The organism is Stenotrophomonas sp. YJH_SMC_6 (assembly GCF_059371335.1).
Genome location: NZ_JCAFUM010000013.1, coordinates 70,328 through 95,214 on the forward strand (window position 1 = coordinate 70,328; position 24,887 = coordinate 95,214).

The window sequence follows — 24,887 nt, forward strand, 5'->3', positions numbered from 1 at the left end:
TGGATTCCATGAAACGCTCGCTGCGGATCCTGCATACCGAAGCTGCCCGGGGAATGGGCGGCCAGGAGATCTACATCTTCCGCCACATGCAGGTGATGCGTGCGCGTGGGCACCAGGTGTCGCTGCTGTGCCAGCCCGATGCCCGCCTGGCCCAGCTCGCGCGCGACGATGGCTTCACTGTGCATACTCTGCGCATGGGCGGCCTGGCACGGCTGCTGCGCGGCATCTGGTCGGTGTCACGCCTGGTACGCCGCGAACGCTACGACGTGGTCAACACCACCAGCCGCCGCGACGCACTGATCGCCGCGGCCGGCGCACGCCTGGGCGGCACGCCACTGGTGGTGCGCTCGCGCCACCTGATGAGTCCGGTCAATTCGTTGCTGACCTATACCGGTCTTCCGCACCGGATCATCACCGTCAGCGATTTCGTCAAGCGGCTGCTGGTCGACCGCGGCATTGCCGCCGAGCACATCGGCATCGTGCCCCCCATGGCGACGCCGCCGCGCTGGGGCATGACCGAGCAGGGCGATCCCTGGGAGAACCTGCAGGCCACCCGCGCACAGGTCCGCGCCGAACTCGGTTTCGCCGAGCGCGACATCGTGGTCGGCTGCGTGGCCGTGCTGCGCGAGCCCAAGGGCCATGCCGAGCTGCTGCGCGCCATGGCGCCACTATGCAAGACCAATCCCGACCTGCACCTGGCCGTGGTCGGCGACGGCGAGCCGGTCATGGGCCGCCTGCAGGCCCTGCGCAGCGAACTCGGGCTGGAGCGCCAGGTGCACCTGCTCGGCTTCCGCAGCGACGCACACCGGCTGATGGCCGGTTTCGACATCTTCGCCCTGGCCACCCACAAGGAAGCCTCGGGGACCGTGTTCCTCGAGGCGGCGCAGGCGGCACTGCCGATCGTCTCGCATCGCGTTGGCGGCGTGCCTGAAATGCTGGTGGAAGGCAGCAATGCCATCCTCACCCGGCTGGGTGATGACGCCGCCCTCACTGGTGCGTTGCGGCTGCTGGTGGATGATCAGGAACGTCGCCGGCAGATGGGCCGCGCCGGTTGGGACTGGATCCGCAGCGCCAAGCAGTTCAGCGCGGCCGGTCACGGAGAGGCCACTGAAAACTACTACCTCCAATGGTTGAAGGAGCTGGGTCATGGCTAACGCCAGAACCGTACCGGTGCTGATGCACCACCATGTCAGCAACTCGCCGGGAATGATCACCGTATCCCCGGAGAACTTCGAGAGCCAGATCGCCTGGCTCGCACGGACCGGCTGGACCTCGCTGACGCTGGACCAGTACGCCGGCTTTCTCGCCGGGAAGCCGGTGCCGCGCAAATCGATCGTGATCACGTTCGACGACGGCTACCTGGACAACTGGGTCTACGCCCATCCGATCCTGCAGAAATACGGCATGCATGCGGTGGTCTTCGTGGTCACCGGCTGGATGCACGAAGGTCCGATCCGCCCGCATGCAGGCATCGAAGGCGCCGAGCTGCCGGCCACGCCGGAACATCGCGCCTGCGAGGACCTGATCTACAAGCAGGGCCGCAGCGACGAAGTGATGATGCGCTGGAGCGAAGCGCGTGCGGCAATCGAAGCCGGCACGTTCGAGGTCCACTGCCATACCCACAGCCACACCCGTTGGCTCAAGCGCGATGACCTGGACCGTGCGCAGCGCCGCGAAGGCATCAGCGGCGACCTGGCCATGGCGAAGCAGACGCTGCTGGAGAAGCTCGGCGAAGTCTCCGATACGCTGTGCTGGCCCTATGGTGACTTCGACGATGACTACATCGAAGTGGCACGCGAACAGGGCTTCCGCTACCTGCACACCACCCATCCCTTCGGCCGCAACGTGATTGGCGGCGATCCGGAGCGGATCTATCGCTTCGCGATCCGCAACCGGCCGGCCAGCTGGCTGCGCAAGCGCATCGCATGGAGCTACAACCCGTTGATCGCGCCGATCTTCAACGGCTTCAAGGCGCGGCAGAAGAAGATGGTGCCTGGCCCGTAGGAGGCCACGTTCATCTTGATCGCGGCAGCACCCGTTTTCGAATGGACTCAAAGGAACAGTGAAGGCAATGAACGTACTGGTGACCGGCGGTGCTGGCTACATCGGCTCGCATGCATGCGTGGAGCTGCAGCAGCAGGGGCACGGCGTGGTCATCGTGGACTCGCTGTGCAACAGCGACGCCAGCGTGGTCGAGCGCATCGGACGGATCACCGGCACGGCACCGGTGTTTGTGCAGGCTGACATCCGGGACCGGCCGCGCATGGCCGCCTTGATGCAGGAGCACGCGATCGATGCCGTACTGCACTTCGCAGCGCTCAAGTCCGTGGGCGAATCCCAGAAGATTCCACTGCAGTATTTCGACAGCAACATCAGCGGTTCGATTGCCCTGCTCGGTGCCATGCAGGATGCAGGCGTGCAGTTGCTGGTCTTCAGCTCTTCGGCAACGGTGTACGGCAACCAGGACCACTGCCCGGTGGCCGAGACCGCTTCAACCTGTGCGATGACGCCCTATGGGCGCACCAAGCTGGTGGTCGAGCAGCTGCTTGCCGACCTGGCGGCAACGGGCCAGGACCTGCATATCGCGACGCTGCGCTACTTCAACCCGGTCGGCGCCCACGCCAGCGCGCTGATCGGCGAGCTGCCGCATGGCACGCCGAGCAACCTGATGCCCTACATCGCGCAGGTCGCAGCCGGGCTGCTGCCGGAGGTCCAGGTCTTCGGGGACGACTATCCGACCCATGATGGTACCGGCGTGCGCGACTACATCCATGTGCAGGACGTCGCCAGCGCCCACGTACTGGCCCTGCAGTTCCTTCGCGACCAGCGGCGCAGCATCACCCTCAACCTTGGCACCGGCCAGGGCCACAGCGTGCTGGAACTGATCCAGGCCTTCGAGCTCACCACCGGCGTAAGGGTTCCGTTCCGCATCGTACCGCGGCGCGATGGCGACATCGCGGTCAGCTTCGCCGATGCCTCGCTGGCGCTGCGCGAGCTGGGCTGGAAGGCGCGTCACGATCTCACCGACATGTGCCGGGACACCTGGAAGTGGCAGCGGGCGATGTCACGCACCGCACACGGTGCAATGCCAGAGCACCTGCCCGCGCGCTGATGCGGGCAGGACCCAGCGGTCGGAAACGCCCGTACACGACGCGTCACAAGGTGCGCAGCCGCAGCTGAACGCGATCGCGGGCCGCGCACGGTTGAGTCCCCCTCCCAGAAAAAAACATGGCCGCAAACGCGGCCATGTCGGGTGCAACACGCGGTATTGCCACGCTGCTCAGGCAGCGGCTTCGCGCACCGCAGCGGACAAGCGATCGAGTGTCTCCTGCATCAGCGTGGCGTCATCGGCTTCGACGGTAACCCGCACCACCGGCTCGGTACCCGACGGGCGCAGGAACGCGCGACCGCGGCCGGCCACCGACTGCTGCGCGGCCGCCAGCGCGGCCTGCACACTGTCGGCCTGCACCGTGGCCTTGGCCGAGACATTGCCCAACCGCACGTTGACCGTTTTCTGCGGCACCCGCTCCAAACCCTTCAGCGCCTGGCGCAGGGTCTGGCCGCCGTTGCGCAGTGCCACCAGTACCTGCAGGGCACTGACAATACCGTCGCCGGTGGTCGCCCGGTCCAGGCACAGCAGGTGGCCTGAGGCCTCACCGCCAAGCACGCCCCCGCCTTCGACCAGCGCCTGGTGCACGTATCGATCACCAACGTTGCTGCGCACGAACGGGATCTGCAGATCGGCGAAAGCTCTCTCCACGCCGTAGTTGCTCATCAGCGTGCCGACCACCGGGCCGCGCAGGCGGCCTTCGTCCTTCCAGGCGCGGGCCAGGATGTACAGCAGGTCATCGCCGTCGACCGGGTTGCCCTGGTCGTCGGCCATCAGCACACGGTCGCCATCACCATCGAAGGCGATGCCGAGATCGGCGCGGGTCTCGCGGACCTTGGCCGCCAGGTTGTCGATATGGGTGGAACCCACACCGGCGTTGATGTTGACGCCGTTGGGCTCGGCACCGATGCCGATCACCTCGGCGCCCAGTTCGCGGAACAGCAGCGGTGCGATCTGGTAGGTGGCGCCGTGTGCGCAATCCAGCACCAGGCGCACGCCACGCAGGTCGAACGCGCGCGGCACGCTGGCCTTGCAGAACTCGATGTAGCGGCCGACCGCTTCGCGCGCGCGCGACGCCTTGCCCAGCTTCTCCGATTCGGCGGTGGTGAACGGAATGTCCAGCGCCGCTTCCAGGGCCAGTTCGGTGGCGTCGTCGAGCTTCTCGCCCTGGGCGGAGAAGAACTTGATGCCGTTGTCGTAATGCGGGTTGTGCGAAGCGCTGATGACGATGCCGGCGTCCACGCCCAGCGTGCGGGTCAGGAACGCCACCGCCGGGGTCGGCATCGGCCCCAGCAGCTGTACGTCGGCGCCGGCAGCGACCAGGCCGGCCTCCAGCGCCGCTTCGAACATGTAGCCGGAAATGCGGGTGTCCTTGCCGATCACCACGATCGGCCGGCGCCCGTCCTGGCCGCGCTGGGCGACCAGGACACGGCCCAGGGCGTTGCCCAGGCGCAGCACGAAATCGGCCGAGATCACGCCCTGGCCGACCCGCCCACGGATGCCGTCAGTACCGAAGTACTTGCGGCCTCCCATCAAGCCACCTCCGGCGCCGGCTGACGACCCAGCATCGCCAGCAGATCGGACAGGCGGTCGCGCATCTCGCGACGGTCACAGATCTGGTCGATGGCACCGTGTTCCAGCAGGAACTCCGAACGCTGGAAGCCTTCCGGCAGCTTCTCGCGCACGGTCTGCTCGATCACGCGCGGACCCGCGAAGCCGATCAGCGCCTGCGGCTCGGCGATGTTGATGTCGCCCAGCATCGCGAACGAGGCCGACACGCCACCGGTGGTCGGGTGGGTCAGCACCGAGATGTACGGCAGGCCCGCTTCACGCAGCTTGCCCAGTGCGGCCGAGGTCTTGGCCATCTGCATCAGCGAGAACAGGCCTTCCTGCATGCGCGCGCCGCCACTCTGCGAGAAGCACACGTAGGGGGCACCGATTTCGACTGCGGTTTCGGCGGCCAGCGCGAAACGCTCACCCACCACCGAGCCCATCGAGCCGCCCATGAAGGCGAAGTCGAACGACGAGGCCACCAGTGCACGGCCCTTGAGCAGACCGCGCATGGCGATCAGCGCGTCGTACTCACCCGTGTTCTTCTGCGCGATCTTGATGCGCTCGCTGTACTTCTTCTGGTCCTTGAACTTGAGCAGGTCGGTCGGCCCCAGGCGCGCACCGATCTCGGTGGTGCTGTCGGCGTCGAACAGGGCGGCCAGGCGCGCACGCGCGCGGATCGCCATGTGGTGGCCGCACTTCGGGCAGACCTCCAGGTTCTCTTCCAGTTCCGGACGGTACAACGCGCTGCCGCAGTTGCTGCACTTTTCCCACAGGCCCTCGGGGACACTGCGCTTCTTGCTGGGGGTGTTGTCGGTGCGGATGCCGGACGGCATCAACTTGCTGAGCCAACTCATGCGGGAGGACACTTCCGTTCAGGGCGGCCCGAGGGCCGCAAAGGCGGACAGTCTAGCTCCGCTTTCCCCGCCCGTGCACCCCCTTGCCGGCCGCGGGGCCGCCGGAAAAAACCATGCTGGGACGTACGTTTAGGTGCTGGGTCATGCCGGCCGCTGGCCGGCAGCCCCTTACGTGCAGACCCATGGGTAGTGCCGGCCGCTGGCCGGCAGCATTTGCATGTGGCCGTCAGGAAGATGCCGGCCGGCGGCCGGCACGACCGTTACGCGTCCAGCGCCTGCCGCAGCGGGGCCAGGAAAGCTCCAGCGCGCTGCGCGGCCTCTTCAGCCGAGCCCGCTTCGGCCAGCACCGCCACCAGTGCACTGCCAACCACCACGCCATCGGCCTGGCGCGCCATCGCCGCAGCACTGGCGGCATCCTTGATGCCGAAGCCAGCAACCACCGGCACTGAAGCGCGCGCGCGCAGGGCCTGCAGACGGGCACTGGCGGCATCGCTGTCCAGGCGCTCGGACGCACCGGTGACACCGGCAAAGCTGACGTAATAGAGATAGCCACGGGCCAGCGCCAGCAATTTGTCGGCCCGCGCTTCGCTGGTGGTGGGTGATGCCAGCAGGACCAGTGCCAGGCCGGCTGCATCGAAGGCCTGCTGCGCTTCACCCGCTTCTTCCGGCGGCAGGTCGACCAGCAGTACGCCGTCCACGCCTGCGTCGACGGCGGCCTTGGCGAAGGCCGCGTAGCCATGGATCTCCACCGGGTTGAGGTAGCCCATCAGCACCACCGGGGTCTGCGCGTCGCGCTCGCGGAACTGCGCCACGGCCTGCAGGACGTAGCGGCTGCCAGCCCCCCGTGCCAGCGCGCGCTCGGAGCTGCGCTGGATGGTCGGGCCATCGGCCATCGGGTCGGAGAACGGCACGCCCAGCTCGATCACATCGGCACCGGCATCGACCAGCGCGTGCATGACCGGCACCGTGGCCTCCAGCGAGGGATCACCGGCGGTGACGAAGGGGATAAGTGCCTTGCGCTGCTGCTCGCGCAGGCGCTGGAAACAGGCATCGAGTCGGGATACGGGCATCTCAGGCACATCCTTCAATCAGTTCAATCGCATCGCTGGTCCCCCAGTACATCCGGGTGACCTTCCCTTCATAGAGTTCCAGGCGGATGCCCAGGTCCGAGCCCGGGTCCTGCCAGGTGAGGTACTCGCCCTGGTCGCCGTCATAGGCATGCGGACTGGACACCGGCGGATTCGGAAACTGCGCCATGGCCTGTGCGCGGGTCATGCCGACGCGCAGGCCAAACGGACCGGGCTGCTCAACCGGCAGCTCCGGGTCGTCACCCGGCTTCAGATCGAAACGCACCACGCGCTCGTCATCGGTCATCATCGACACGCCGGCCGGCAGCGCCTTGCCATCGTAGTACTCGCAGTCGCCTTCGAAGAACTCCTTCGCGCCCTGCGCTTTCCAGGGACCCAGGGCCTTCAGGTCACTCATGTGCTGGCCGACCAGCACCTCGCCGGCATGATCCAGCGCCACCGAGGCCACTGCAGGCACGTCGTCGCTGTCCGCGCCTTGCGCAGACGGTGGATCGACGATCGGCGTACGCGCCATCGGGTCGAGGTCATCGTTGGCGGCCGGCTGCTGGGCCGGCTGCGTGGTGGCCTTGGCGGCCGGCGCCAGTACCGGTGGCTCCGGCGGCTGGCACGCGGCCAGCCCAAGCGCCAGCAGCAGCACGCCGCTGTTCCGCAGCCGCGCGCTCACAGCACCAGCCCTTCGCGCGCAGCGATGGTGTGCACGTCCTTGTCGCCACGGCCGGATAGATTGCACAGCACGATCTGGTCACGCGGTCGCTCACGCGCCAGCTTGATCGCCTGTGCCAGCGCATGGCTGGACTCCAGTGCCGGCAGGATGCCCTCGGTATGCGCCAGCAGGTGGAAGGCCTGCAGCGCTTCCTCGTCGGTGATGCCCAGATAGCGTGCGCGACCGGTATCGGCCAGGAACGCGTGCTCCGGGCCGACGCCCGGATAATCCAGGCCGGCTGATACCGAGTGGGTCTCGATGATCTGGCCGTCGTCGTCGCACAGCACATAGGTGCGGTTGCCGTGCAGCACACCCGGGCGACCGGCAGCGATCGACGCGGCGTGACGGCCGGTGTTGATGCCATCACCGGCGGCTTCGGCGCCGACGATCTCGACCTGGCGGTCGTTGAGGAAGGCATGGAACAGGCCGATGGCATTGCTGCCGCCGCCCACGCAGGCGGTGATCGCATCGGGCAGGCGGCCGTACTCGGCCAGCATCTGCTCGCGCGCCTCACGGCCGACGATGGCATTGAAGTCACGAACCATGCGCGGATACGGATCCGGGCCGGCCACGGTGCCGATGATGTAGAAGGTGTCCTGCACGTTGGTCACCCAGTCGCGCATGGCTTCGTTAAGTGCGTCCTTCAGGGTGGCCGAGCCGGAAGTGACCGGCACCACCGTCGCGCCCAGCAGCTTCATGCGGTAAACATTGATCTTCTGCCGCTCGATGTCGGTGGCGCCCATGTACACCACGCATTCCAGGCCCAGCCGCGCGGCAACCGTGGCACTGGCCACGCCATGCTGGCCGGCACCGGTCTCGGCAATGATGCGCGTCTTGCCCATCCGCGCGGCCAGCAAGGCCTGGCCGATGGTGTTGTTGATCTTGTGCGCGCCGGTGTGGTTCAGGTCCTCGCGCTTGAGCAGGATCTGCGCGCCACCGACGTGATCGCTCAGGCGCTGGGCGTGATAGATCGGGCTCGGCCGGCCCACGTAGTGCGCCAGGTCGCGGTCATAGGCCAGCTGGAATGCGGGATCCTGGCGCGCCTGGTCATAGGCCTGGGCCAGTTCCTGCAGCGGGCCGACCAGGGTTTCGGCAACGAAACTGCCGCCATAGCGGCCGAAGTGGCCCTGGGCATCCGGGAAGGCGTGATAGTCGGCAATGGGGGAGGCAGACATGGATACGACCGGTGGTTCAGACAGGTGGATACTCTAGCGCACAGGTCATGACCGGAAAATGGATATTATCTGGCGCATATCGTCAGGAAATCTCACATGAGCCGTTCCCTGCTGCCTCCCCTCAATGCGCTGCGCGCGTTCGAAGCGACGGCCCGCCTTGGCGGCGTTGGGCGCGCCGCGCAGGACCTGCACGTCACCCACGGCGCGGTCAGCCGGCAGTTGAAGCTGCTGGAGGATCACCTTGGCCTGGCGTTGTTCCAGCGGGCCGGCCGTGGCCTGCGCCTGACCGCTGCGGGCACGCGGCTGCAGGCAGCATGCAGCGAGGCCTTCAGCGGTATCGAAGACTGCGTGCGCGAACTGCGGCGGCCGACGGCAGCCCCGGCGCTGGTACTGGGCTGCAGTGGCAGCGTGCTGGCGCGCTGGATGATTCCACGACTGCCAGCATTGCAGGCTGCCCTGCCCGGCGTGCGCCTGCAGTGGTCGGCACTGGATGGCAGTTTCACCGAAGCGCAGGCGGCGCTGGACGCGGTGCTGCTGCTGGCGCAGGGCCCGTGGCCACGAGGCTGGCAGGTACGCGAGCTGGCGCCGGAACGGGTCGGCGTGGTGGTGGCGCCATCGCATCCGGCCGCGCAGCGCCTGCGGCATGCACCGCCGTCGGCGCTGCTGCAGGAGACGCTGCTGCACACCAGCTCACGGCCGCAGGCATGGCCGGCATGGGCACAGGCGCACGATCTGGAGGTGTCGAAGCTGCAGCTGGGCACCGCCTTCGAGCACCTGTACTACCTGCTGGAAGCCGCGGTGGCCGGGCTGGGCCCGGCAATCGCACCGGAACCGCTGGTGGCCGAAGACCTGGCCGCAGGCCGGCTGGTCGCACCGTGGGGATTTACCGCCACCGGCGGCTTCTGGGTGCTGGCGCGGCCGGATGGCCCGGCCGATGCACGGGTGGACGCCCTGGCCGACTGGGCAGCAGCACAGCTGCGATGAGACAAGGCTCCGGGTGGCGTTCGCTCCCGAAGCCGGCAACACAAGCCTCAGCGACCGCCCATCGCGACCCGCTGCTGCTCCTCATGCACCTGCTGCTGATGCGGCGGATCTGCCAGCAGCTTGGCACTGGTCTGCTCCAGCGGCGGTGGCGCCTGAGCCAGATCGATGGCGGTGCGGAAGCCCGGCGTCGTGCCCATCACGAACGCCTTGCCATCCTGCACCGTGATGCTCTGCAGCTTGTCGGCCGCATCGATACCGTAATTACATTCCGTTGGAAAACACGTCGAGCACGTCCGCACTGACCCAGCCCTGCGCGCAGTTCCCGGCGTAACGTCCCGGCGCCGCCACATGGCAGGCCTCGCCCCCCCGTGTTCGCCAGGCCAGTGATCGGCCTGTCGCCATAGGTGTCACACAACGTGTTGCCCTTGCACTTGCCGACCGTTGCTGCGGGAACCGCCACGACGTAATAGAACAGCGGATTCTGTCCGGTACGCCCGATGCCCTGCACGCAGACCAGCTGCCCCTTCGACAGCTTTGTGGTCACGCTGGCCTTGCTGCCGGCAGATGGCATCGCATTCAACGTCTCCACACCCTTGGCGTCGGCTACGCCCGCGAAGAAGCCCTGGTCACCACAGTCCGGCGACAGTTCGACATCGTAGAAATCACCGCTGTCCACATCGCCGGCCGTGCAGCCGCTGCCCGTACTGGCGTTGCTGCATTTCACGCCACTGGCCTGGATCAGCGCCGCCAGGCCGTCGGCAGCCGGTGCTGCCGCCGGAACCGTGGCCGGTGCTGTGGCGGGTGCGCCTGCCGGTGTGGCAGCGGCCGGTGCCGATGCAGTCGGGGCGGACGAGTCACCGGCCGCACACGCGCCCAATGCAAGCAGCAGGCCGGGCATGATCGTCAGGCGGGCCAGGCGGATACGATGGGACGAGAGATGGGGCATATCCATTGCGTCCTCGTTCGAAAGCCAAGGCGTATCTCAGGGGTGCGGCCAGCGACACGCACACCACATCGCACCCAGCCAGGTCAGGCTGGGCCCATGGTGTCCGATCAGATGCTCGGGGGGTGTCGACTTCCTGGCGCTGGATCCTGAATTACCCGAAAGTGGGATGCTCACCGCATTCAGTAGACGTCCGCCTTCATGGCACGGCACGCGACAGGCAAGAACACAGACCCGGCGGAATGCACCGTCGGCGATGACGTTCCGGGTGCGCCCTCAGGGGGCGCGGATCACTCCAGGACCGTGCAGTCCGCGCGGCGCACTTCCTCGACGAAGGTGCGCATCCTGTAACCGTCCTTGATGCCCGGCTCCAGTTCGATGCCGCTGGACACGTCCACGCCCCAGGGAAGCGTGGCCAGCACAGCGTCGTAGACGTTTTCCGGGTTCAGCCCACCGGCCAGCAGGAACGGCCGGTGCAGGCCGGTCGGGATACGGCCCCAGTCGAAGGCCACGCCGGTACCGCCGCCGCCGCCGGGAGCGTGGCTGTCGAACAGGAACCCCGCCGCGCTCGGGTAACGCAGCTGCAACGTGCGCGCATTGACCTCTTCCCGCCCCCCCATGGCGATCGCCTTCAGGTAGGGCATGTTGAAGCTGCGGCAGAAGCTCTCGTCTTCCTCGCCGTGGAACTGCAGCAGGGTTGGCCGCACCGTGCGCAGCACCTCGCGCACCTCTTCCTTGCTGTTGTTGCGGAACAGGGCCACCACATCGACCATCGGCGCGATCGCCTGGCGCATCGCGCGTGCTTCGGCAGGAGCAACCCGGCGGCTGCTCTCGCGGGCAAAGATGAAACCCACTGCGTCCACGCCCAGCTCACCGGCCAGGCGGACATCGCCGGCACGGGTCATGCCACAGAACTTGATGCGCGTGCGGTAGTAGGAGCGGCTCATAGCGTGACCTCGGCGGGCAGATGCCAGTTGTCGGGGTACAGGGGCCCAAGGAACACCAGGCCCTGCGGCGGTGCGGTGGGACCGGCTACGGTGCGATCGCGCCCGGCCAGCAGTTCGGCGATCCATTCCACCGGTTTTTCACCGCTGCCCACCAGGATCAACGATCCGACGATATTGCGGACCATGTGATGAAGGAATGCATTGCCCTGCACGGCCACTTCAATCACTTCGCCCTGGCGGCTGACCTGCAGTGATTGCAGCTCACGCCGCGCATGCAGCGCCTGGCACTGCACGGAGCGGAACGCGCTGAAGTCATTTTCGCCGATCAGGGCCTGGCCGGCGGCGTGCATCAGCGTCTCGTCCAGCGCCCGGCGCTCCCAGCTGAGGGTCTGCCGGTCCAGCGCCGGCCGCACCTCGCGGTTGAGCAGGCGGTAGCGGTAGCGGCGCGCGCGTGCCGAGAAGCGGGCGTGGAAATCGTCGGCCACCGGCACGCACCAGCGCACCGCGATCGAGCGCGGCAGGCGGGTGGTGGTGCCCAGCATCCAGGCGCGCGGATCGCGCACCACGTCGGTATCGAAATGGACGACCTGGCACTGGCCATGCACGCCGGCATCGGTGCGGCCGGCGCAGACCACCTGCAGCGGCGAATCGGCAACCGACGACAGGGCCTGCTCAAGGCTGGCCTGCACGCTGGGACCGCCCTCGCCCAGGTTCTGCCAGCCCCTGAAATCGCTGCCGTCGTATTCGACGCCAAGCGCGTAACGCATGTGCTACCTCGATATTGCGTATGGGGCGGCGCTCAGGCCGGATCGCGTTCGGACCAGACCGCCAGTTCGTTGCCACCGGGCTCGACGAACTGGAAGCGGCTGCCACCGGGGAAGGAAAACACCGGGCGCACGATCTCACCGCCGGCGTCGCGCACGGCGGCCTCGACCGGTGCCAGTGCGTCGGCATACAGCACCAGCAGCGGTGCGCCGCTGTCGCTGGCCCGCTGCGGCTGGCCGCGGAAGAAGCCGCCCTGCAGGCGGCCATCGTCGAACGCCGTGTAGTCGCTGCCGTAATCGACGAACGACCAGCCGAACACCTTCTCGAAGAAGGCGCGGCTTGCGGCCAGGTCGCTGGAAGCGAATTCAACGTAGTCGATGCGACGCTCGCGGCTCATGGCAGGGTCCTTGTCGGCAGGTTCGGTCACGGCAGGCGGGCCAGCAGTTCGCGGGCCTGGGCCTGGCTGTGCAGGTCACCGCCTTCGGCGACTTCCAGCAACAGGGTGCGCGCAGTCTGCGCGTCGCCCAGATCGAGGTAGGCAATGGCCAGTTCCAGGCGCTCCTGGCCGGCACGCGGCGACCAGCCCGCGTCGCCGGCGGGCGCGGCCGCGCTCGGCGCGATATCGTCGGAATGAGGGGCCTCGACGCTGCCATGGTCGATGCTGTCGATGGCTTCCGGACGTACGGTATCCGCCGGAGCCTCGTTCTCATGCGCGTCAGCCGGCAGATCGAACACTCCGCGGAACTGCGGCTGCTGTTCGGCATGCAGTGCGTAGTCCGGCACCGCCACTTCGGCCGGCGCCTGCGGTACAACGCGTTCGTCCTGCAGCGGCTCGGCGACGACAACCTCGTCGCCGGTGGTTGCGGAATCGTCCCAGCGCGGCAGATCGGTCACCGCTTCGGGCAATGCCACCGCGTCCTCGTCGCGCAGTGTCTCGGCCTGCCATTCGGCCCGCACCGCGTGCTCGGCAACGGGTTCGGCGACCACCACGTCGTGCACTTCGGTTTCGGTCGCCCAGGCAGGCATCGCCGGTTCCTGGCGGCCATTGTCGGCAACAGCCGACGACCACGAGGACTGCTCGGCCAGCGTATCCAGCGCCGCACCTGCCGGCACCGCTGCGGCCAGGCCGGCGGCATCGTCTTCCTCACGCAGCGGCGGCAGCGGCGACGGCTTGCGACGACGCAGCAGCCAGGCCGCGCCCGCCGCCAACAGCAGCACCGGCAGCCCCAGCCAGTACCACGGCGTTGCCGCATCACGGGAACCCGGCGCCTGTGCCAGGCGCTGCTGCGCGGCAGCCAGGTCGTTGTCCTTCATCGCGATCAACGACTGCTGCTGCTCCTTCAGCTTCTCCAGATCAGCCACGCGCTGCTTCAGTTCACCGATCTCGGCATCGCGGGTGGCGATGTCCTCACGCGCCTGTCGCAGTTGTTCGTTGCCCAGCATGTCACCCTCGCTGCCGGCAGCGGTGCCGGTGGTTGTGCCCGCGTGCGCGGCGTCGGACGCCAGCGCCGGAGCGATCTCAAGTCGTGCCCCGTTGGCGGCAGCCGGGGAAGAAGCGTTCGCGGTTGCCGCCCTGGCGGCCGGCGCGACCGCACCCGCCGGTTGCGGCACGGTGCGCGCCTGCCGCCATTGCGCGGCGTGCTCGCGCACCAGCGCGGCGGCCTCGGCGGCATCGACAGCGGCAAGCGCATCGCTGCCCGGCATGCGCAGCACCGCGCCCTGCTTGAGCAGATTGACGTTGCCACGGATGAAGGCTTCGGGATTGGCGCGCAGCAGGGCGATCATCGCGCGGTCGCGGCTGACCTGGTTGCCACGCGCCACCGCGCTGGCGATCTGCGACAGGGTCTGACCGCGCTGCACGGTGACGCTGCCATCGGCCGCCGGTGCAGCGACCGGCGCGGAGGCCGCACGCGGGCGTGCCGGTGCAGGCGCCACCACAGGTGGCGGCGTAGTGGGCGCCTCTGCCGCTGGCACCGTTGCCGAAGCCGGTGCAGGTTCGCGCACGATGGTATTGGAGAGCGTGCCTGCCGGCGCGACGATCTCCGGCTCGGCCACGGCCAGCGCGCTGGACGGCGCGTCGACCAGCGCGGAGTACTCGCGCACCAGGCGGCCCTGGCCCCAGTCAGCTTCGATCAGGAAGCTCAGCGATGGCGTCTCCACCGGGGCCTGCGAGGTGACGCGCACCACCGCCCTGCCCTGCGCATTGCGGGTCAGCTCGAACTGCAGCTCGCTGACCAGCCCGGTCGGCCGTTGCAGGCCGACGCGTTCGAAGGTGACCGGCGAGGCCAGCGCCACGCGCAGGTTTTCCAGTTCGGACGGGTCCGCCGACACCACCGGGATTTCGGCCAGCAATGGCTGCCCCGGCTTGGACAGGACACGGATGTCTCCCAGGCCCAATGCGAGTGCCGAACTGCTGGCCAGGGCCAGCAGCGCGGTGGAAAGATAGAGGAGCGGGCGCTTTGCGCCCCTGGCCCGTTTATTCATGGGCGACACTATAAAGCGTGCGGACCGGGGTCCGCACCCACCGGAAAGACCCTTGAGGTAGTGCCGGCCGCTGGCCGGCATGCACTCCGGCACAAGGATCACGGCAATGCCGGCCAGCGGCCGGCACTACCGGTGAGGCAACCGCTGTGATCAGCGCTGCTCGGCGGCGACCAGCTCGGCCAGCTGCACGGCATTCAACGCCGCGCCCTTGCGCACGTTGTCCGACACGATCCACAGGTTCAGGCCGCGCGGGTGCGAGAGGTCCTCGCGGATGCGGCCGACGTACACCGCGTCCGTGCCCGAGGCGTGGGTGACCGGGGTTGGGTAACCACCGGCTTCGTGACGATCCACCACTTCGATGCCCGGCGACTGCTCCAGCAGCGCGCGCGCTTCGGCGACGGTGACCTTGTCGCGGGTCTCGATCGCCACCGACTCGGAGTGGCCGTAGAACACCGGCACGCGCACCGCAGTCGGGTTCACCAGGATGCTGTCGTCGCCGAGGATCTTGCGGGTTTCCCAGATCAGCTTCATTTCTTCCTTGGTGAAGCCATTGTCCTGGAAGTCGTCGATGTGCGGGATCAGGTTGAAGGCGATCTGCACCGGGAAGCGCTGCGGATCGATTTCCTGGAAGCTCAGCAGCTGGCCGGTCTGCTTGCCCAGTTCCTCGGTAGCCGAACGGCCGCCGCCGGACACCGACTGGTAGGTGGAGACGTTGATACGCTCGATGCCGTACTTGCGGTGCAGTGGCGCCAGCGCCACCAGCATCTGCATGGTCGAGCAGTTCGGGTTGGCGATGATGCCGCGCGGACGGTTGGCCACCTGTTCCGGATTGACCTCGGACACCACCAGCGGCACGTCATCGTCGTAACGGAAGGCCGAAGAGTTGTCGATCACCACCGCACCGGCAGCGGCGAACTTCGGTGCGTATTCCTTGGACACGCTGCCACCGGCCGAGAACAGCGCGATCTCGACACCGCTCGGATCAAAGGTGGCCAGGTCCTGCACCTTGACCTTCTGGCCGTTGAATTCGATCTCGCCGCCGGCCGAACGCTCGGAAGCCAGGACGCTCAGGGTACCGACCGGGAAACCACGCTCGGCCAGGATCGACAACATGGTCTCGCCGACCGCACCGGTGGCACCGACGACGGCAACGTGGAAACTGCGCTGTGCATTGCTCATGGGGGAACTCTCACGAAAACGGGAATGGGGAAGAAACACGCACGACAGCTGGGTTCGGGGAACCTCCTCAAGCGGGGCGCGCGGAGGTTCCCTATCGTTTCCCGGTTTTTTTGCCCAGCGTCACGCGCGCGGCCATCGCCGCATCAGCGTTGATCGCGCTCGGCATGCGCGACGGGCCGCCGTCCAGGCCGAGCCCGGCAACCAGATTATCCACGGCCAGCTGTACCATCGCCGTGCGCGTGGCCAGCGAGGCGCTGCCGATGTGCGGCGTGAGCACGACATTGCGCAGCGCCAGCAGTTCGGGGCGCACCGCCGGCTCACCCTCGTAGACATCCAGGCCGGCAGCGGCCAGACGGCCTCGGGCAACCGCGTCGGCCAACGCCAGTTCGTCGACGATGCCGCCGCGGGCGATGTTCACCAGGGTGGCTGAGGGCCTCATCTTCGCCAGCGCAGCCGCATCGATGATGTGATGCGAGGCCGGCGTGTAGGGCAGCACGGTGACCAGGTGGTCGGACTGCGCCAGCAGCGTGTCCAGGTCCACGTAGGTCGCGCCGAGCGCAGCCTCGGTCTCGGCCGGAAGGCGCGAACGGTTGTGGTACAGCACCTTCATGCCGAAACCATGCGCGCCGCGGCGGGCGATGCCCTGGCCGATGCGGCCCATGCCGAGGATGCCCAGCGTGCTGCCATGGATGTCTGCGCCAAGCATGGTCTGGAACGACCATTGCTGCCACTGGCCTTCGCGCAGCCAGCGCTCGGATTCGGTGATCCGGCGCGCGGTCGCCATCAACAGGGCGAAACCGAGATCGGCGGTGGTTTCGGTCAGGACGTCCGGCGTGTTGCTGGCGAGGATGCCGGCTGCGCTGAGCGCATCGACATCCAGGTTGTTGTAGCCGACGCCGACATTGGCGATCACCTGCAGCTGCGCGGCGTCGGCCACCTGGGCCGCACCGATGCGCTCGTTGAGGGTGATGATCGCGCCGTCGACGCCGGCCAGCTGTTCGGCGATCTGGTCGGGCGACCAGGCGGTGACCGCATCGGTGCTGCGCAGCTGCACGCGATCGCGCAGCGGCGCGATGGCCGCGTCGATCAGCGGCTGGCTCACCCACACGGTCGGCCGCGTGTCAGCCATCGATCTGCCCGGGAATGCGCGGGGTGATCGTGCCGACATCGCCGCACTGCGCGCGATGGCGCAGCGCCTGGTCCATCAGCACCATCGCCACCATCGCCTCGGCGATCGGGGTGGCGCGGATGCCGACGCAGGGATCGTGGCGACCGGTGGTGACCACCTCGACCACGTTGCCGGCGGTGTCCAGCGACGGGCCCGGCAGGCGCAGGCTGGAGGTCGGCTTCAGGGCGATCGAGGCGACCACCGGCTGGCCGGTGGAGATGCCACCGAGGATGCCGCCGGCGTGATTGCTGGCGAAGCCCTGCGGGGTCAGCAGGTCACGGTGTTCGGTGCCCTTCTGTGCGGCGCTGGCGAAACCGTCACCGATCTCAACGCCCTTCACCGCGTTGATGCTCATCAGCGCGGCGGCCAGTTCGCCATCGAGCTTGCCGTAGATCGGCTCGCCCCAGCCCGGCGGCACGTTGTCGGCGACCACGTCCACGCGCGCGCCGACCGAATCACCGGACTTGCGCAGCGCATCCATGTACGCCTCCAGCTCGGGCACCTGCGCGGCATGCGGCCAGAAGAACGGATTGTCTTCCACCGCCGACCAGTCGAAACCAGCCGGAGTGATGTCGCCCAGCTGCGACAGGTAACCGCGCACGGTGACGCCGAAGCGTTCGGCCAGCCACTTCTTGGCGACCACGCCGGCGGCCACGCGCATGGTGGTCTCGCGCGCCGAGGAACGACCGCCACCGCGCGGGTCACGGATGCCGTACTTGTGCCAGTAGCTGTAGTCGGCATGACCTGGCCGGAACTGCTGGCCGATGTTCGCGTAATCCTTGCTGCGCTGGTCGGTGTTGCGGATCAGCAGCGCGATCGGGGTGCCGGTGGTCAGGCCCTCGTACACGCCGGACAGGATCTCGACCTCATCGGCCTCGCGGCGGGCCGAGGTGTGCCGGCTCTTGCCGGTCGCGCGACGCTGCAGGTCATGGGCGAATTCGGCCGCGTCCAGCGCCAGCCCCGGAGGGCAGCCATCGATCACGCAGCCGATGGCCGGCCCGTGCGACTCACCGAACGTGGTGACGGTGAACAGCTTGCCGAACGAATTGGAGCTCACGGGCGCTGCGCCGCCAGTTCGGTGATGCGCGCGCTGTGGGCGATCAGCTCGCGGCACTCGACCGCGAAGATGCCCATCTGGCCGACCTTGAACTCGATCCAGGCGAAGTCGACTTCCGGCAGCAGCTTGATCAGGTGCTGCTCGGATTCGCCCACTTCGCAGATCAGCAGGCCGTCCTCGCTCAGGTGCAGCGGGGCGTCGCGCAGGATCTTCAGCACCAGGTCCAGGCCGTCGTCGCCGGCACGCAGGCCCATTTCCGGCTCGTAGGAGTATTCCTGCGGCAGGGCATCGGTTTCGTCGTTGGTGACGTACGGCGGATTGGTGACGATCAGGTCGTAGTGGCGGCCGGTCAGGCCGTTGAACAGGTCCGACTTGAGCAGGGTGACGTTGTGCGCCTGCAGGCGCTCCTTGTTTTCTTCGGCCAGCGACAGTGCATCGTCGCTCAGGTCGACGCCGTCCACTTCCCAGTTCGGGTAGTAGTGGCCCATGGCAATGGCGATGCAGCCCGAACCGGTGCACAGGTCCAACGCACGGCTGACATCGCGGCCGGCCAGCCACGGCTCGAAGCCGCATTCGATCAGTTCGGCGATCGGCGAGCGCGGCACCAGGGCGCGCTTGTCGCTCTTGAAGCTCAGGCCAGCGAACCAGGCCTCACCGGTCAGGTAGGCGGCCGGGATGCGTTCGTCGATGCGACGCTGGAACAGCTCCAGCACGCGCAGCTTCTCGGCCTGCAGCAGGCGCGCCTGGCCATAGGCCGGGCCGAGGTCATGCGGCAGGTGCAGGCTGTGCAGCACCAGCTGGGTGGCCTCGTCCAGCGCGTTGTCGTAGCTGTGCCCGAAGGTCAGTCCGGCTTCGTTGAAACGGCTGGTGCCGTAGCGGATCAGATCGATGATCGTGTGGAGTTCGGCGGCCGTTTCAGCGGTCATGGCGGTACTGCGGGCAAAGTGGCCCCCGATTATAGGGGCTGGCGCCCGTGGCGGCATCCGTTGCGGCGGAAACGATTCGGGCCACAGCCGGTATGATGGGGCCCACTTCGCGCGGGAGCCCCCATGTTCAATCGCAACGCCGGCATCATCCTGCTGATCGCCCTGGCGGCGGGTCTCGGCCTGCTGGCCGCCCAGCAGCTGTTCGCGCCGAAGCCGCCGGCCAATGCCCCGGCCACCGAAGCGATCACGCTGTACCCGCAGCCGCGCGAACTGCCCGACTTCAACCTGGCCCAGTCCGACGGCACCCGCCTGATCCCGGGCGAACTGAAGGGCCACTGGACCCTGGTATTCCTGGGCTTCACCTTCTGCCCGGACGTCTGCCCGACCACCCTGGCCGAGCTGGCCGGCGCGCAGAACCAGTGGGAAGCCCTGCCCGACAGCCTGCGCCCACGCGTGCTGTTCATCTCGGTCGACCCCGACCGCGACAGCGCCACCCGCCTCGGCGAGTACGTGCACGGTTTCCACAAGGACACCCTGGCCGCCACCGCTGACGTTCCCTCGCTGGAGCGCTTCGCCACCTCGTTGGGCTTCGTGTTCCAGAAGGTGCCGGGCAAGCATTTCGACGAGAACCCCGAGGATTACACCGTCGAGCATTCGGCCAGCCTGGCCGTGCTCGACCCGCAGGGCCGACTTGCCGGCCTGGTACGCCCCCCGTTCAACGCGCCGGCCATTGCCCGCGACCTGCAGAAGCTGACCGAGAAAACCGCCCCATGAGCCTCACCACCGCCCTGACGTACGCCCTGCCACACCGCCTGCTGTCCTCGATGGCGCGTTCGCTGGCGTACTCGGACGATCCGCGCGTATCGCGCTGGCTGATCGACACGGTCACCCGCAAGTTCAACGTCAACCTGGACGAAGCGGCCAACCCGGACCCGCGCAGCTATGCGACCTTCAACCAGTTCTTCACCCGTGCGCTGAAGCCGGGTGCGCGCGTGGCTGACGCCGATCCGCGCAGCCTGGTGATGCCGGCCGACGGCCGCATCAGCCAGCTGGGGAAGATCGAGGCCGGCCGCATCTTCCAGGCCAAGGGCCAGTCATTCACCGCTGCCGAACTGCTGGGCAGTGACGAGGACGCCAAGCCATATAACGATGGCCTCTACGCCACGGTGTACCTGTCGCCGCGCGATTACCACCGCGTGCACATGCCGTGGACCGGAACCCTGCGTGAGACCGTGCACGTGCCGGGGCGCCTGTTCAGCGTTGGTCCGGCGGCAGTGAACGGCGTACCGCGCCTGTTCGCCCGCAACGAGCGCCTGGTCTGCCACTTCGACACCAGCTTCGGGCCGATGGTCAGCGTGATGGTCGGTGCGCTGCTGGTGTCCGGGGTGGAAACCGTGTGGAGCGGCGAAGAGATTCCGCACTATGGCGACCGCATCACCCGCAAGGACTACCGCGGCCAGGGCATCAGGCTGGAGCGCTTTGCCGAGATGGCGCGCTTCAACTACGGCTCCACCGTGATCGTACTGCTGCCGCCGGGCGTGGCTGACTTCGCCCCGCAGCTGGGCGCTGAAAGCCCGGTGCAGCTGGGCCAGGCGCTGGCGAAGCTGCGCTGAGGCTTCGGTAGTGCCGGCCGCTGGCCGGCATCTCCGCTGATCCAACGCGTCGAGCATTGCCGGCCAGCGGCCGGCACTACCGGTACGCGCGTTACTGCAGGGACGGGGCCGGACCGACGTCCATGCCGTCGTAGTCTTCCACGCCCTTCTCCGCGGCCAGCGCTGCGAATTCCTGGTTGCGGCGGTCAAGCGAGGCTTCGTCGTGGATCTCCACGCGCTCCACATGCAGCACGTGGAACGGCGCGTCGCCCTCTTCCGGATCCTGTTCGAACAATTCCACGAAGGTGTAACCCTGCGCCTGCAGGTGCTGCGCCAGTGCCTGCAACGGCTCGGCAGTGGAGTGCACGAAGAAGTACCCCCACAGCAACGGGCCGGTGATGTCCCAGTCGGTGTTTTCGCGGAGGTTGGCGAACAGGTTGCGGGTGTCTTCGAGGTCCATGCGGATTCCAGGGTCGGGGGGATTACTTGTCGCAGCCCTGCAGCTTCAGCGTCTGGCCGTGGCGCAGGCTGTAGGCCGGGGCCTTCAGGCCATTGGCGCGGGCCAGGGTGGGCACGTCGCACTGGAACTTGGCCGCGATGGCGCCCAGGGTTTCACCCCGGCCCACCTTGTGGCTGCGCACCGGCTTCGGGCGCGCCGCCGGGCGCGGCGTGACCACCGGAGCAACCGGCGTGGTCGGCACGCTGGTGGACGCGGCCGCATCGGCCACCGGCACCACGCCGCCCACGGCCACGCTTCCGGTGTAGCTGGTCGCGGCCGGGCGCTTGATTGCTGCGTTCAGATCGGCGGTGATCAGCGTGCGGGCCAGGTCGGCACGCGGGCCACTGACGCAGTTGCGCTGGTACAGGCCGGCGATGCGGGTGGTGGCATTGATCAGCGTGCCGGCCGGGATCCAGCCATCGGCCTCATAGCGCGGGTTGAGGTTGCGCAGCGCGCGCATGTAGCCATCGCGGGTGCCGTGGCTGCCCAGGCAGATGGTCAGTTCGTAGATGGTGGTCGACTTGGCCAGGCGCAGCGTGGCCGGCTGCGCGCTGATCTTCGGGAACTCCACGCCGTACTGCTGCGGGTGCAGGAAGATCCAGGCCGCGGCGATCACCATCGGCACGTAGTCCTTGGTCTCGCCGGGGAACTGGTTGTAGACGCTGTCGGTCCAGAAGCTCTGCCCGGCGCTCTGCTTGAACACGCGCGCGGCGCGGCCTTCGCCACCATTGTAGGCGGCCACCGACATTTCCACGTTGTTGTTCAGTTCGCGCAGGCGTTCGTTGAGGTAGCTGGCGCTGGCTTCGGCGGCGCTGCGCGCGTCAAAGCGGGTGTCGAAGCCGGTGCCGTCCGGGCCGAGGCCGAAGCGGCGGCCGGTGGCCGGCATGAACTGCATCAGGCCCGCCGCGCCGGCGCGCGAGGAGGCATGCACGCGGCCGTTGGATTCCTTGGCCATGATGCCGAACAGCAGCGCTTCGGGCAGGCCACGCTTCTCCCACTCCGGCCACATCACCGCACGCAGGTTCTGGTAGTTCTCGTAGCTGGTCAGCAACGCCGGGCGCATGTCGGTCAGCCAGCGGCGGATGCCGGCCTGCACCGCCGGGTTGTATTCGACCATGCTGTCGAAGGCGTGCCGCTTGTCGTTCAGCAGCGCGGCAGCGCGCGCGGCCTCCGGTACGTCGGCGGTAAGCGGGCCGATGTGGTCGGGGTCGGCTTCCAGGCGATCACCGCCCTCGTCGGCCACGTCATCGCTGGCGGCCGCGTCGGCGTCGTGCTTGAGCAGGCGCTTGTAGCTGGCCAGCAGGGTGCCCATCTGGCAGCCCTTCTGCTTCACGCAGTCGTTGAGGACATCTTCCATGTCCTCCAGCGCGGCGTCGGCTTCGTTGCTGCCCTTGGGGTCGGCATTGGCGACCAGCAGCAGCGCATCGCTGTAACGCTTCTCGGCGACGGTCATGCGCTGCTGCAGCGCATCCACCTTCACCTTGTCCCGGGCCGAAACCCGCTGCGCATGGGCGTCGGGCGCCAGGGAAACCAGGCCGGCCAGGGCCAGCAGCGGCCAACCGCGGGAAATCAGGACAGGAACGGGCATTGATGGCACTGTGTGCGAAACAGGCAGGCAGAGTAGCGGCGCCGCCAAGGTCCGGGCAAGCCGACCTTCGGACCGTCACCGCCGGCGGTTAACATTGGGCTATTCACCACAAGGGCTGGACCATGGATCCGATTCTGCTCGGCAAAGGCATCACCGACGATGTGGCCGTCACCCTGCTGCCGAAACTCGGCAACCGCCACGGCCTGGTGGCCGGCGCCACCGGTACCGGCAAGACCGTGACCCTGATGACCCTGGCCGAGGGCTTCTCGCGGCTGGGCGTGCCGGTGTTCCTGGCCGATGTGAAGGGCGATGTGTCCGGCCTGGCGGTGCCCGGCACCGGCGCCGAGAACCTGCTCAAGCGCGCCGCCGAGATCGGCGTGGCCGACTACGCACCGGCCGCCAGCCCGACCATTTTCTGGGACCTGTACGGCAAGCTGGGTCACCCGGTGCGCACCACGGTCAGCGAGATGGGCCCGACCCTGCTGGCGCGCATCCTCGAGTTGAACGACACCCAGTCCGGCGTGCTCGACATCGTGTTCAAGCTGGCCGACGACCGTGGCCTGCTGCTGCTGGACATGGATGACCTGCGCGCGCTGCTCGGCCTGGTGGCCGAGGAGCGCAAGGACATCTCCACCGAGTACGGCCTGGTCAGCGCGCAGTCCATCGCTGCGATCCAGCGGTCGGTGCTGCGCCTGGCGCAGGATGGCGGCGAGAACTTCTTCGGTGAGCCGGCCCTGGAACTGGCCGACATCATGCGGGTCAATCACGACGGCCGCGGCATGATCGGCATCCTTGCCGCCGACCAGCTGGTGCTCAAGCCGAAGCTGTATTCCACCTTCCTGTTGTGGCTGCTGTCGGAGCTGTTCGAGCAGCTGCCGGAGGTGGGCGACCTGGACAAGCCGAAGCTGGTCTTCATCTTCGACGAAGCGCACCTGCTGTTCGACGATGCACCGCCGTCGCTGGTGCAGCGCATCGAGCAGGTGGTGCGCCTGATCCGCTCCAAGGGCGTGGGCGTGTACTTCTGCTCGCAGTTCCCTGATGACGTGCCGGGCAACATCCTCGGCCAGCTCGGCAACCGCGTGCAGCATGCGCTGCGTGCATTCACCCCGCGCGACCAGAAGGCAGTGAAGACTGCTGCCGAGACCTTCGTGCCGAACCCGAAGCTGGACGTGGCCAAGGTGCTCAGCCAGCTCGGTACCGGCGAAGCGCTGGTGTCCACGCTGCAGGACAAGGGTGTGCCGATGCCGGTGCAGCAGACGATGATCGCGCCGCCGCGCTGCCGGATGGGGCCGATCACCGACGCCGAGCGTGCCCAGGTGCGTGCCGGCAGCCCGGTCGGCAGCCGCTACGACACCGCGATCAACCGCGAATCGGCCGCCGAACTGCTGGCCCAGCGTGCGCAGAAGACCGTCGAACAGGCGCAGGCACCGGCCGCGCGCAGCCGCGAGCAGGACGAAGCGCAGGAAGGCGGTTTCGGCCAGGCGATCAAGGACGCGATCTTCGGCACCAAGCGCCGCCAGGGCATGATCGAAACCATGGCCAAGCAGACCACGCGCACCGTCGGCACCAAGCTGGGCAACCAGATCGTGCGTGGCATCCTGGGTGGCATTTTCGGCGGCAAGCGCTGATCCGCCACTACTGGGGTCGGATCCCTTTCCTGCGGAAAGGATCCGACCCCATCGTCCCCCTGAAAAGAAATCGCACCACATGTCGCGTTGGCGTCCCCCTGCAGAAAAGAGTACCGCCCTGATCACCGCCTCCGGCCATGCCCGGCTGAAGGCCGAGCTGGATGACCTATGGCGTGTGCGCCGCCCCGAGGTGGTGAAGGCACTGGCCGCGGCCGCTGCGGAAGGCGACCGTTCGGAAAACGCCGAGTACACCTATCGCAAGAAGCAGCTGGGCGAGATCGACCGTCGTGTGCGCTACCTGACCAAGCGGTTGGAATCGCTACGCGTGGTTGATACCACGCCGACCGATCCGCTGGCGGTGTTCTTCGGCGCATGGGTGGAACTGGAGAACGTGGACAGCGGTGAGACCAGCCGCTATCGCATTGTCGGGCCGGATGAGACCGATGCTGGGCTGGGTTGGATCAGCATCGATTCCCCCCTGGCGCGTGCGCTGCTGAAGAAGCGGCTGGATGATGAATTTTCGGTGGAACTGCCCGGCAGCCAGTTCAACTTCGCGGTGATCAGCGTGGAATACGAACCGCTGTAGCGTCGACTGTCAGTCGACTACCGCGCCAAGCGCGGCACAAACCTCCGCAGCCGGACGG

At 67.8% G+C, this 24,887-nt stretch carries 23 protein-coding genes and 2 pseudogenes; 8 read left to right on the plus strand and 17 right to left on the minus strand.

Annotated elements, in window-relative coordinates; genetic code table 11:
- Positions 1 to 8: 8 nt before the first annotated feature.
- The 3 genes from AC5P9N_RS15690 to galE all read left to right on the plus strand — a co-directional run bounded on the left by AC5P9N_RS15690 (position 9) and on the right by galE (position 3,112).
- The gene (locus AC5P9N_RS15690; RefSeq protein ID WP_005410469.1) at positions 9 to 1,154 is read left to right on the plus strand and encodes a glycosyltransferase family 4 protein; all 1,146 of its coding nucleotides are present in this window, start codon (positions 9 to 11) and stop codon (positions 1,152 to 1,154) included.
- Positions 1,147 to 2,004 carry a polysaccharide deacetylase family protein gene (locus tag AC5P9N_RS15695; protein WP_005410470.1) on the plus strand — a complete coding sequence of 286 codons (858 nt, stop codon included), beginning with the start codon at positions 1,147 to 1,149 and terminating at the stop codon, positions 2,002 to 2,004. Before AC5P9N_RS15690 ends, AC5P9N_RS15695 begins: the two co-directional genes overlap by 8 nt.
- A 67-nt stretch (positions 2,005 to 2,071) precedes the next feature.
- Positions 2,072 to 3,112, plus strand: a complete 1,041-nt coding sequence (gene galE / locus AC5P9N_RS15700; RefSeq protein WP_099479367.1) for a UDP-glucose 4-epimerase GalE — start codon at positions 2,072 to 2,074, stop codon at positions 3,110 to 3,112.
- A 168-nt stretch (positions 3,113 to 3,280) separates the two neighbouring features.
- On the opposite strand, the gene glmM is transcribed toward galE, so the two are convergent.
- The 5 genes from glmM to trpB all read right to left on the minus strand — a co-directional run bounded on the left by glmM (position 3,281) and on the right by trpB (position 8,483).
- Positions 3,281 to 4,642, minus strand: coding sequence for a phosphoglucosamine mutase (glmM, locus tag AC5P9N_RS15705; RefSeq protein WP_043035581.1), 1,362 nt, complete (start codon positions 4,640 to 4,642; stop codon positions 3,281 to 3,283).
- Positions 4,642 to 5,517, minus strand: coding sequence for an acetyl-CoA carboxylase, carboxyltransferase subunit beta (gene accD / locus AC5P9N_RS15710; protein ID WP_005410473.1), 876 nt, complete (start codon positions 5,515 to 5,517; stop codon positions 4,642 to 4,644). The genes glmM and accD overlap by 1 nt, the downstream gene beginning before the upstream one ends.
- A gap of 260 nt (positions 5,518 to 5,777) precedes the next feature.
- A complete protein-coding gene (gene trpA, locus AC5P9N_RS15715; RefSeq protein ID WP_024958316.1) occupies positions 5,778 to 6,587 on the minus strand; it encodes a tryptophan synthase subunit alpha in 810 nt (269 codons plus the stop codon).
- A gap of 1 nt (position 6,588) precedes the next feature.
- Positions 6,589 to 7,269, minus strand: coding sequence for a hypothetical protein (locus AC5P9N_RS15720; RefSeq protein WP_024958315.1), 681 nt, complete (start codon positions 7,267 to 7,269; stop codon positions 6,589 to 6,591).
- Positions 7,266 to 8,483, minus strand: coding sequence for a tryptophan synthase subunit beta (gene trpB, locus AC5P9N_RS15725; protein ID WP_005414084.1), 1,218 nt, complete (start codon positions 8,481 to 8,483; stop codon positions 7,266 to 7,268). The genes AC5P9N_RS15720 and trpB overlap by 4 nt, the downstream gene beginning before the upstream one ends.
- Positions 8,484 to 8,579: 96 nt before the next feature.
- Between trpB and AC5P9N_RS15730 the strand changes: the two genes are divergently transcribed.
- The gene (locus AC5P9N_RS15730; protein WP_043035579.1) at positions 8,580 to 9,467 is read left to right on the plus strand and encodes a LysR family transcriptional regulator; all 888 of its coding nucleotides are present in this window, start codon (positions 8,580 to 8,582) and stop codon (positions 9,465 to 9,467) included.
- A 47-nt stretch (positions 9,468 to 9,514) separates the two neighbouring features.
- Here AC5P9N_RS15730 and AC5P9N_RS15735 read toward each other — a convergent pair.
- The 10 genes and pseudogenes from AC5P9N_RS15735 to prmB all read right to left on the minus strand — a co-directional run.
- Positions 9,515 to 9,724, minus strand: a pseudogene (locus AC5P9N_RS15735) (peptidoglycan-binding protein); the annotation flags it as partial.
- Between the two features lie 4 nt (positions 9,725 to 9,728).
- A pseudogene (locus tag AC5P9N_RS15740) lies at positions 9,729 to 10,419 on the minus strand (hypothetical protein).
- Between the two features lie 281 nt (positions 10,420 to 10,700).
- Entirely contained in the window at positions 10,701 to 11,357 is a 657-nt protein-coding gene (locus AC5P9N_RS15745; RefSeq protein ID WP_005410480.1) for a phosphoribosylanthranilate isomerase, read from the minus strand.
- On the minus strand, positions 11,354 to 12,124 hold the full coding sequence (gene truA / locus AC5P9N_RS15750) for a tRNA pseudouridine(38-40) synthase TruA (protein WP_005410481.1): 771 nt from the start codon (positions 12,122 to 12,124) through the stop codon (positions 11,354 to 11,356). The genes AC5P9N_RS15745 and truA overlap by 4 nt, the downstream gene beginning before the upstream one ends.
- A gap of 32 nt (positions 12,125 to 12,156) precedes the next feature.
- Complete coding sequence (locus AC5P9N_RS15755) at positions 12,157 to 12,519, minus strand: VOC family protein (RefSeq protein ID WP_099484889.1); 363 nt, start codon at positions 12,517 to 12,519, stop codon at positions 12,157 to 12,159.
- Between the two features lie 26 nt (positions 12,520 to 12,545).
- On the minus strand, positions 12,546 to 14,606 hold the full coding sequence (locus tag AC5P9N_RS15760; protein WP_099484890.1) for a FimV/HubP family polar landmark protein: 2,061 nt from the start codon (positions 14,604 to 14,606) through the stop codon (positions 12,546 to 12,548).
- Positions 14,607 to 14,756: 150 nt separating this feature from the next.
- Positions 14,757 to 15,785 carry an aspartate-semialdehyde dehydrogenase gene (locus AC5P9N_RS15765; RefSeq protein ID WP_005410484.1) on the minus strand — a complete coding sequence of 343 codons (1,029 nt, stop codon included), beginning with the start codon at positions 15,783 to 15,785 and terminating at the stop codon, positions 14,757 to 14,759.
- Between the two features lie 91 nt (positions 15,786 to 15,876).
- Positions 15,877 to 16,914 carry a 2-hydroxyacid dehydrogenase gene (locus AC5P9N_RS15770; RefSeq protein ID WP_099484891.1) on the minus strand — a complete coding sequence of 346 codons (1,038 nt, stop codon included), beginning with the start codon at positions 16,912 to 16,914 and terminating at the stop codon, positions 15,877 to 15,879.
- A complete protein-coding gene (aroC, locus tag AC5P9N_RS15775; RefSeq protein ID WP_005410486.1) occupies positions 16,907 to 18,010 on the minus strand; it encodes a chorismate synthase in 1,104 nt (367 codons plus the stop codon). The genes AC5P9N_RS15770 and aroC overlap by 8 nt, the downstream gene beginning before the upstream one ends.
- On the minus strand, positions 18,007 to 18,936 hold the full coding sequence (gene prmB, locus AC5P9N_RS15780) for a 50S ribosomal protein L3 N(5)-glutamine methyltransferase (RefSeq protein WP_005410487.1): 930 nt from the start codon (positions 18,934 to 18,936) through the stop codon (positions 18,007 to 18,009). The genes aroC and prmB overlap by 4 nt, the downstream gene beginning before the upstream one ends.
- 123 nt (positions 18,937 to 19,059) lie before the next feature.
- Here prmB and AC5P9N_RS15785 point away from each other — a divergent pair, with 123 nt between their 5' ends.
- Both AC5P9N_RS15785 and asd read left to right on the plus strand, forming a co-directional pair.
- On the plus strand, positions 19,060 to 19,710 hold the full coding sequence (locus tag AC5P9N_RS15785) for an SCO family protein (RefSeq protein WP_005410488.1): 651 nt from the start codon (positions 19,060 to 19,062) through the stop codon (positions 19,708 to 19,710).
- Positions 19,707 to 20,549, plus strand: a complete 843-nt coding sequence (gene asd / locus AC5P9N_RS15790) for an archaetidylserine decarboxylase (protein ID WP_005410489.1) — start codon at positions 19,707 to 19,709, stop codon at positions 20,547 to 20,549. The genes AC5P9N_RS15785 and asd overlap by 4 nt, the downstream gene beginning before the upstream one ends.
- A 91-nt stretch (positions 20,550 to 20,640) precedes the next feature.
- On the opposite strand, the gene AC5P9N_RS15795 is transcribed toward asd, so the two are convergent.
- Entirely contained in the window at positions 20,641 to 20,988 is a 348-nt protein-coding gene (locus tag AC5P9N_RS15795) for a ribonuclease E inhibitor RraB (RefSeq protein WP_005410490.1), read from the minus strand.
- A gap of 22 nt (positions 20,989 to 21,010) precedes the next feature.
- The gene (locus tag AC5P9N_RS15800) at positions 21,011 to 22,615 is read right to left on the minus strand and encodes a transglycosylase SLT domain-containing protein (RefSeq protein WP_043034818.1); all 1,605 of its coding nucleotides are present in this window, start codon (positions 22,613 to 22,615) and stop codon (positions 21,011 to 21,013) included.
- A 122-nt stretch (positions 22,616 to 22,737) separates the two neighbouring features.
- Here AC5P9N_RS15800 and AC5P9N_RS15805 point away from each other — a divergent pair, with 122 nt between their 5' ends.
- Complete coding sequence (locus AC5P9N_RS15805) at positions 22,738 to 24,243, plus strand: helicase HerA-like domain-containing protein (RefSeq protein WP_012480897.1); 1,506 nt, start codon at positions 22,738 to 22,740, stop codon at positions 24,241 to 24,243.
- A gap of 79 nt (positions 24,244 to 24,322) precedes the next feature.
- Entirely contained in the window at positions 24,323 to 24,829 is a 507-nt protein-coding gene (greB, locus tag AC5P9N_RS15810) for a transcription elongation factor GreB (protein WP_099484892.1), read from the plus strand.
- The last annotated feature ends 58 nt before the right edge of the window (positions 24,830 to 24,887 follow it).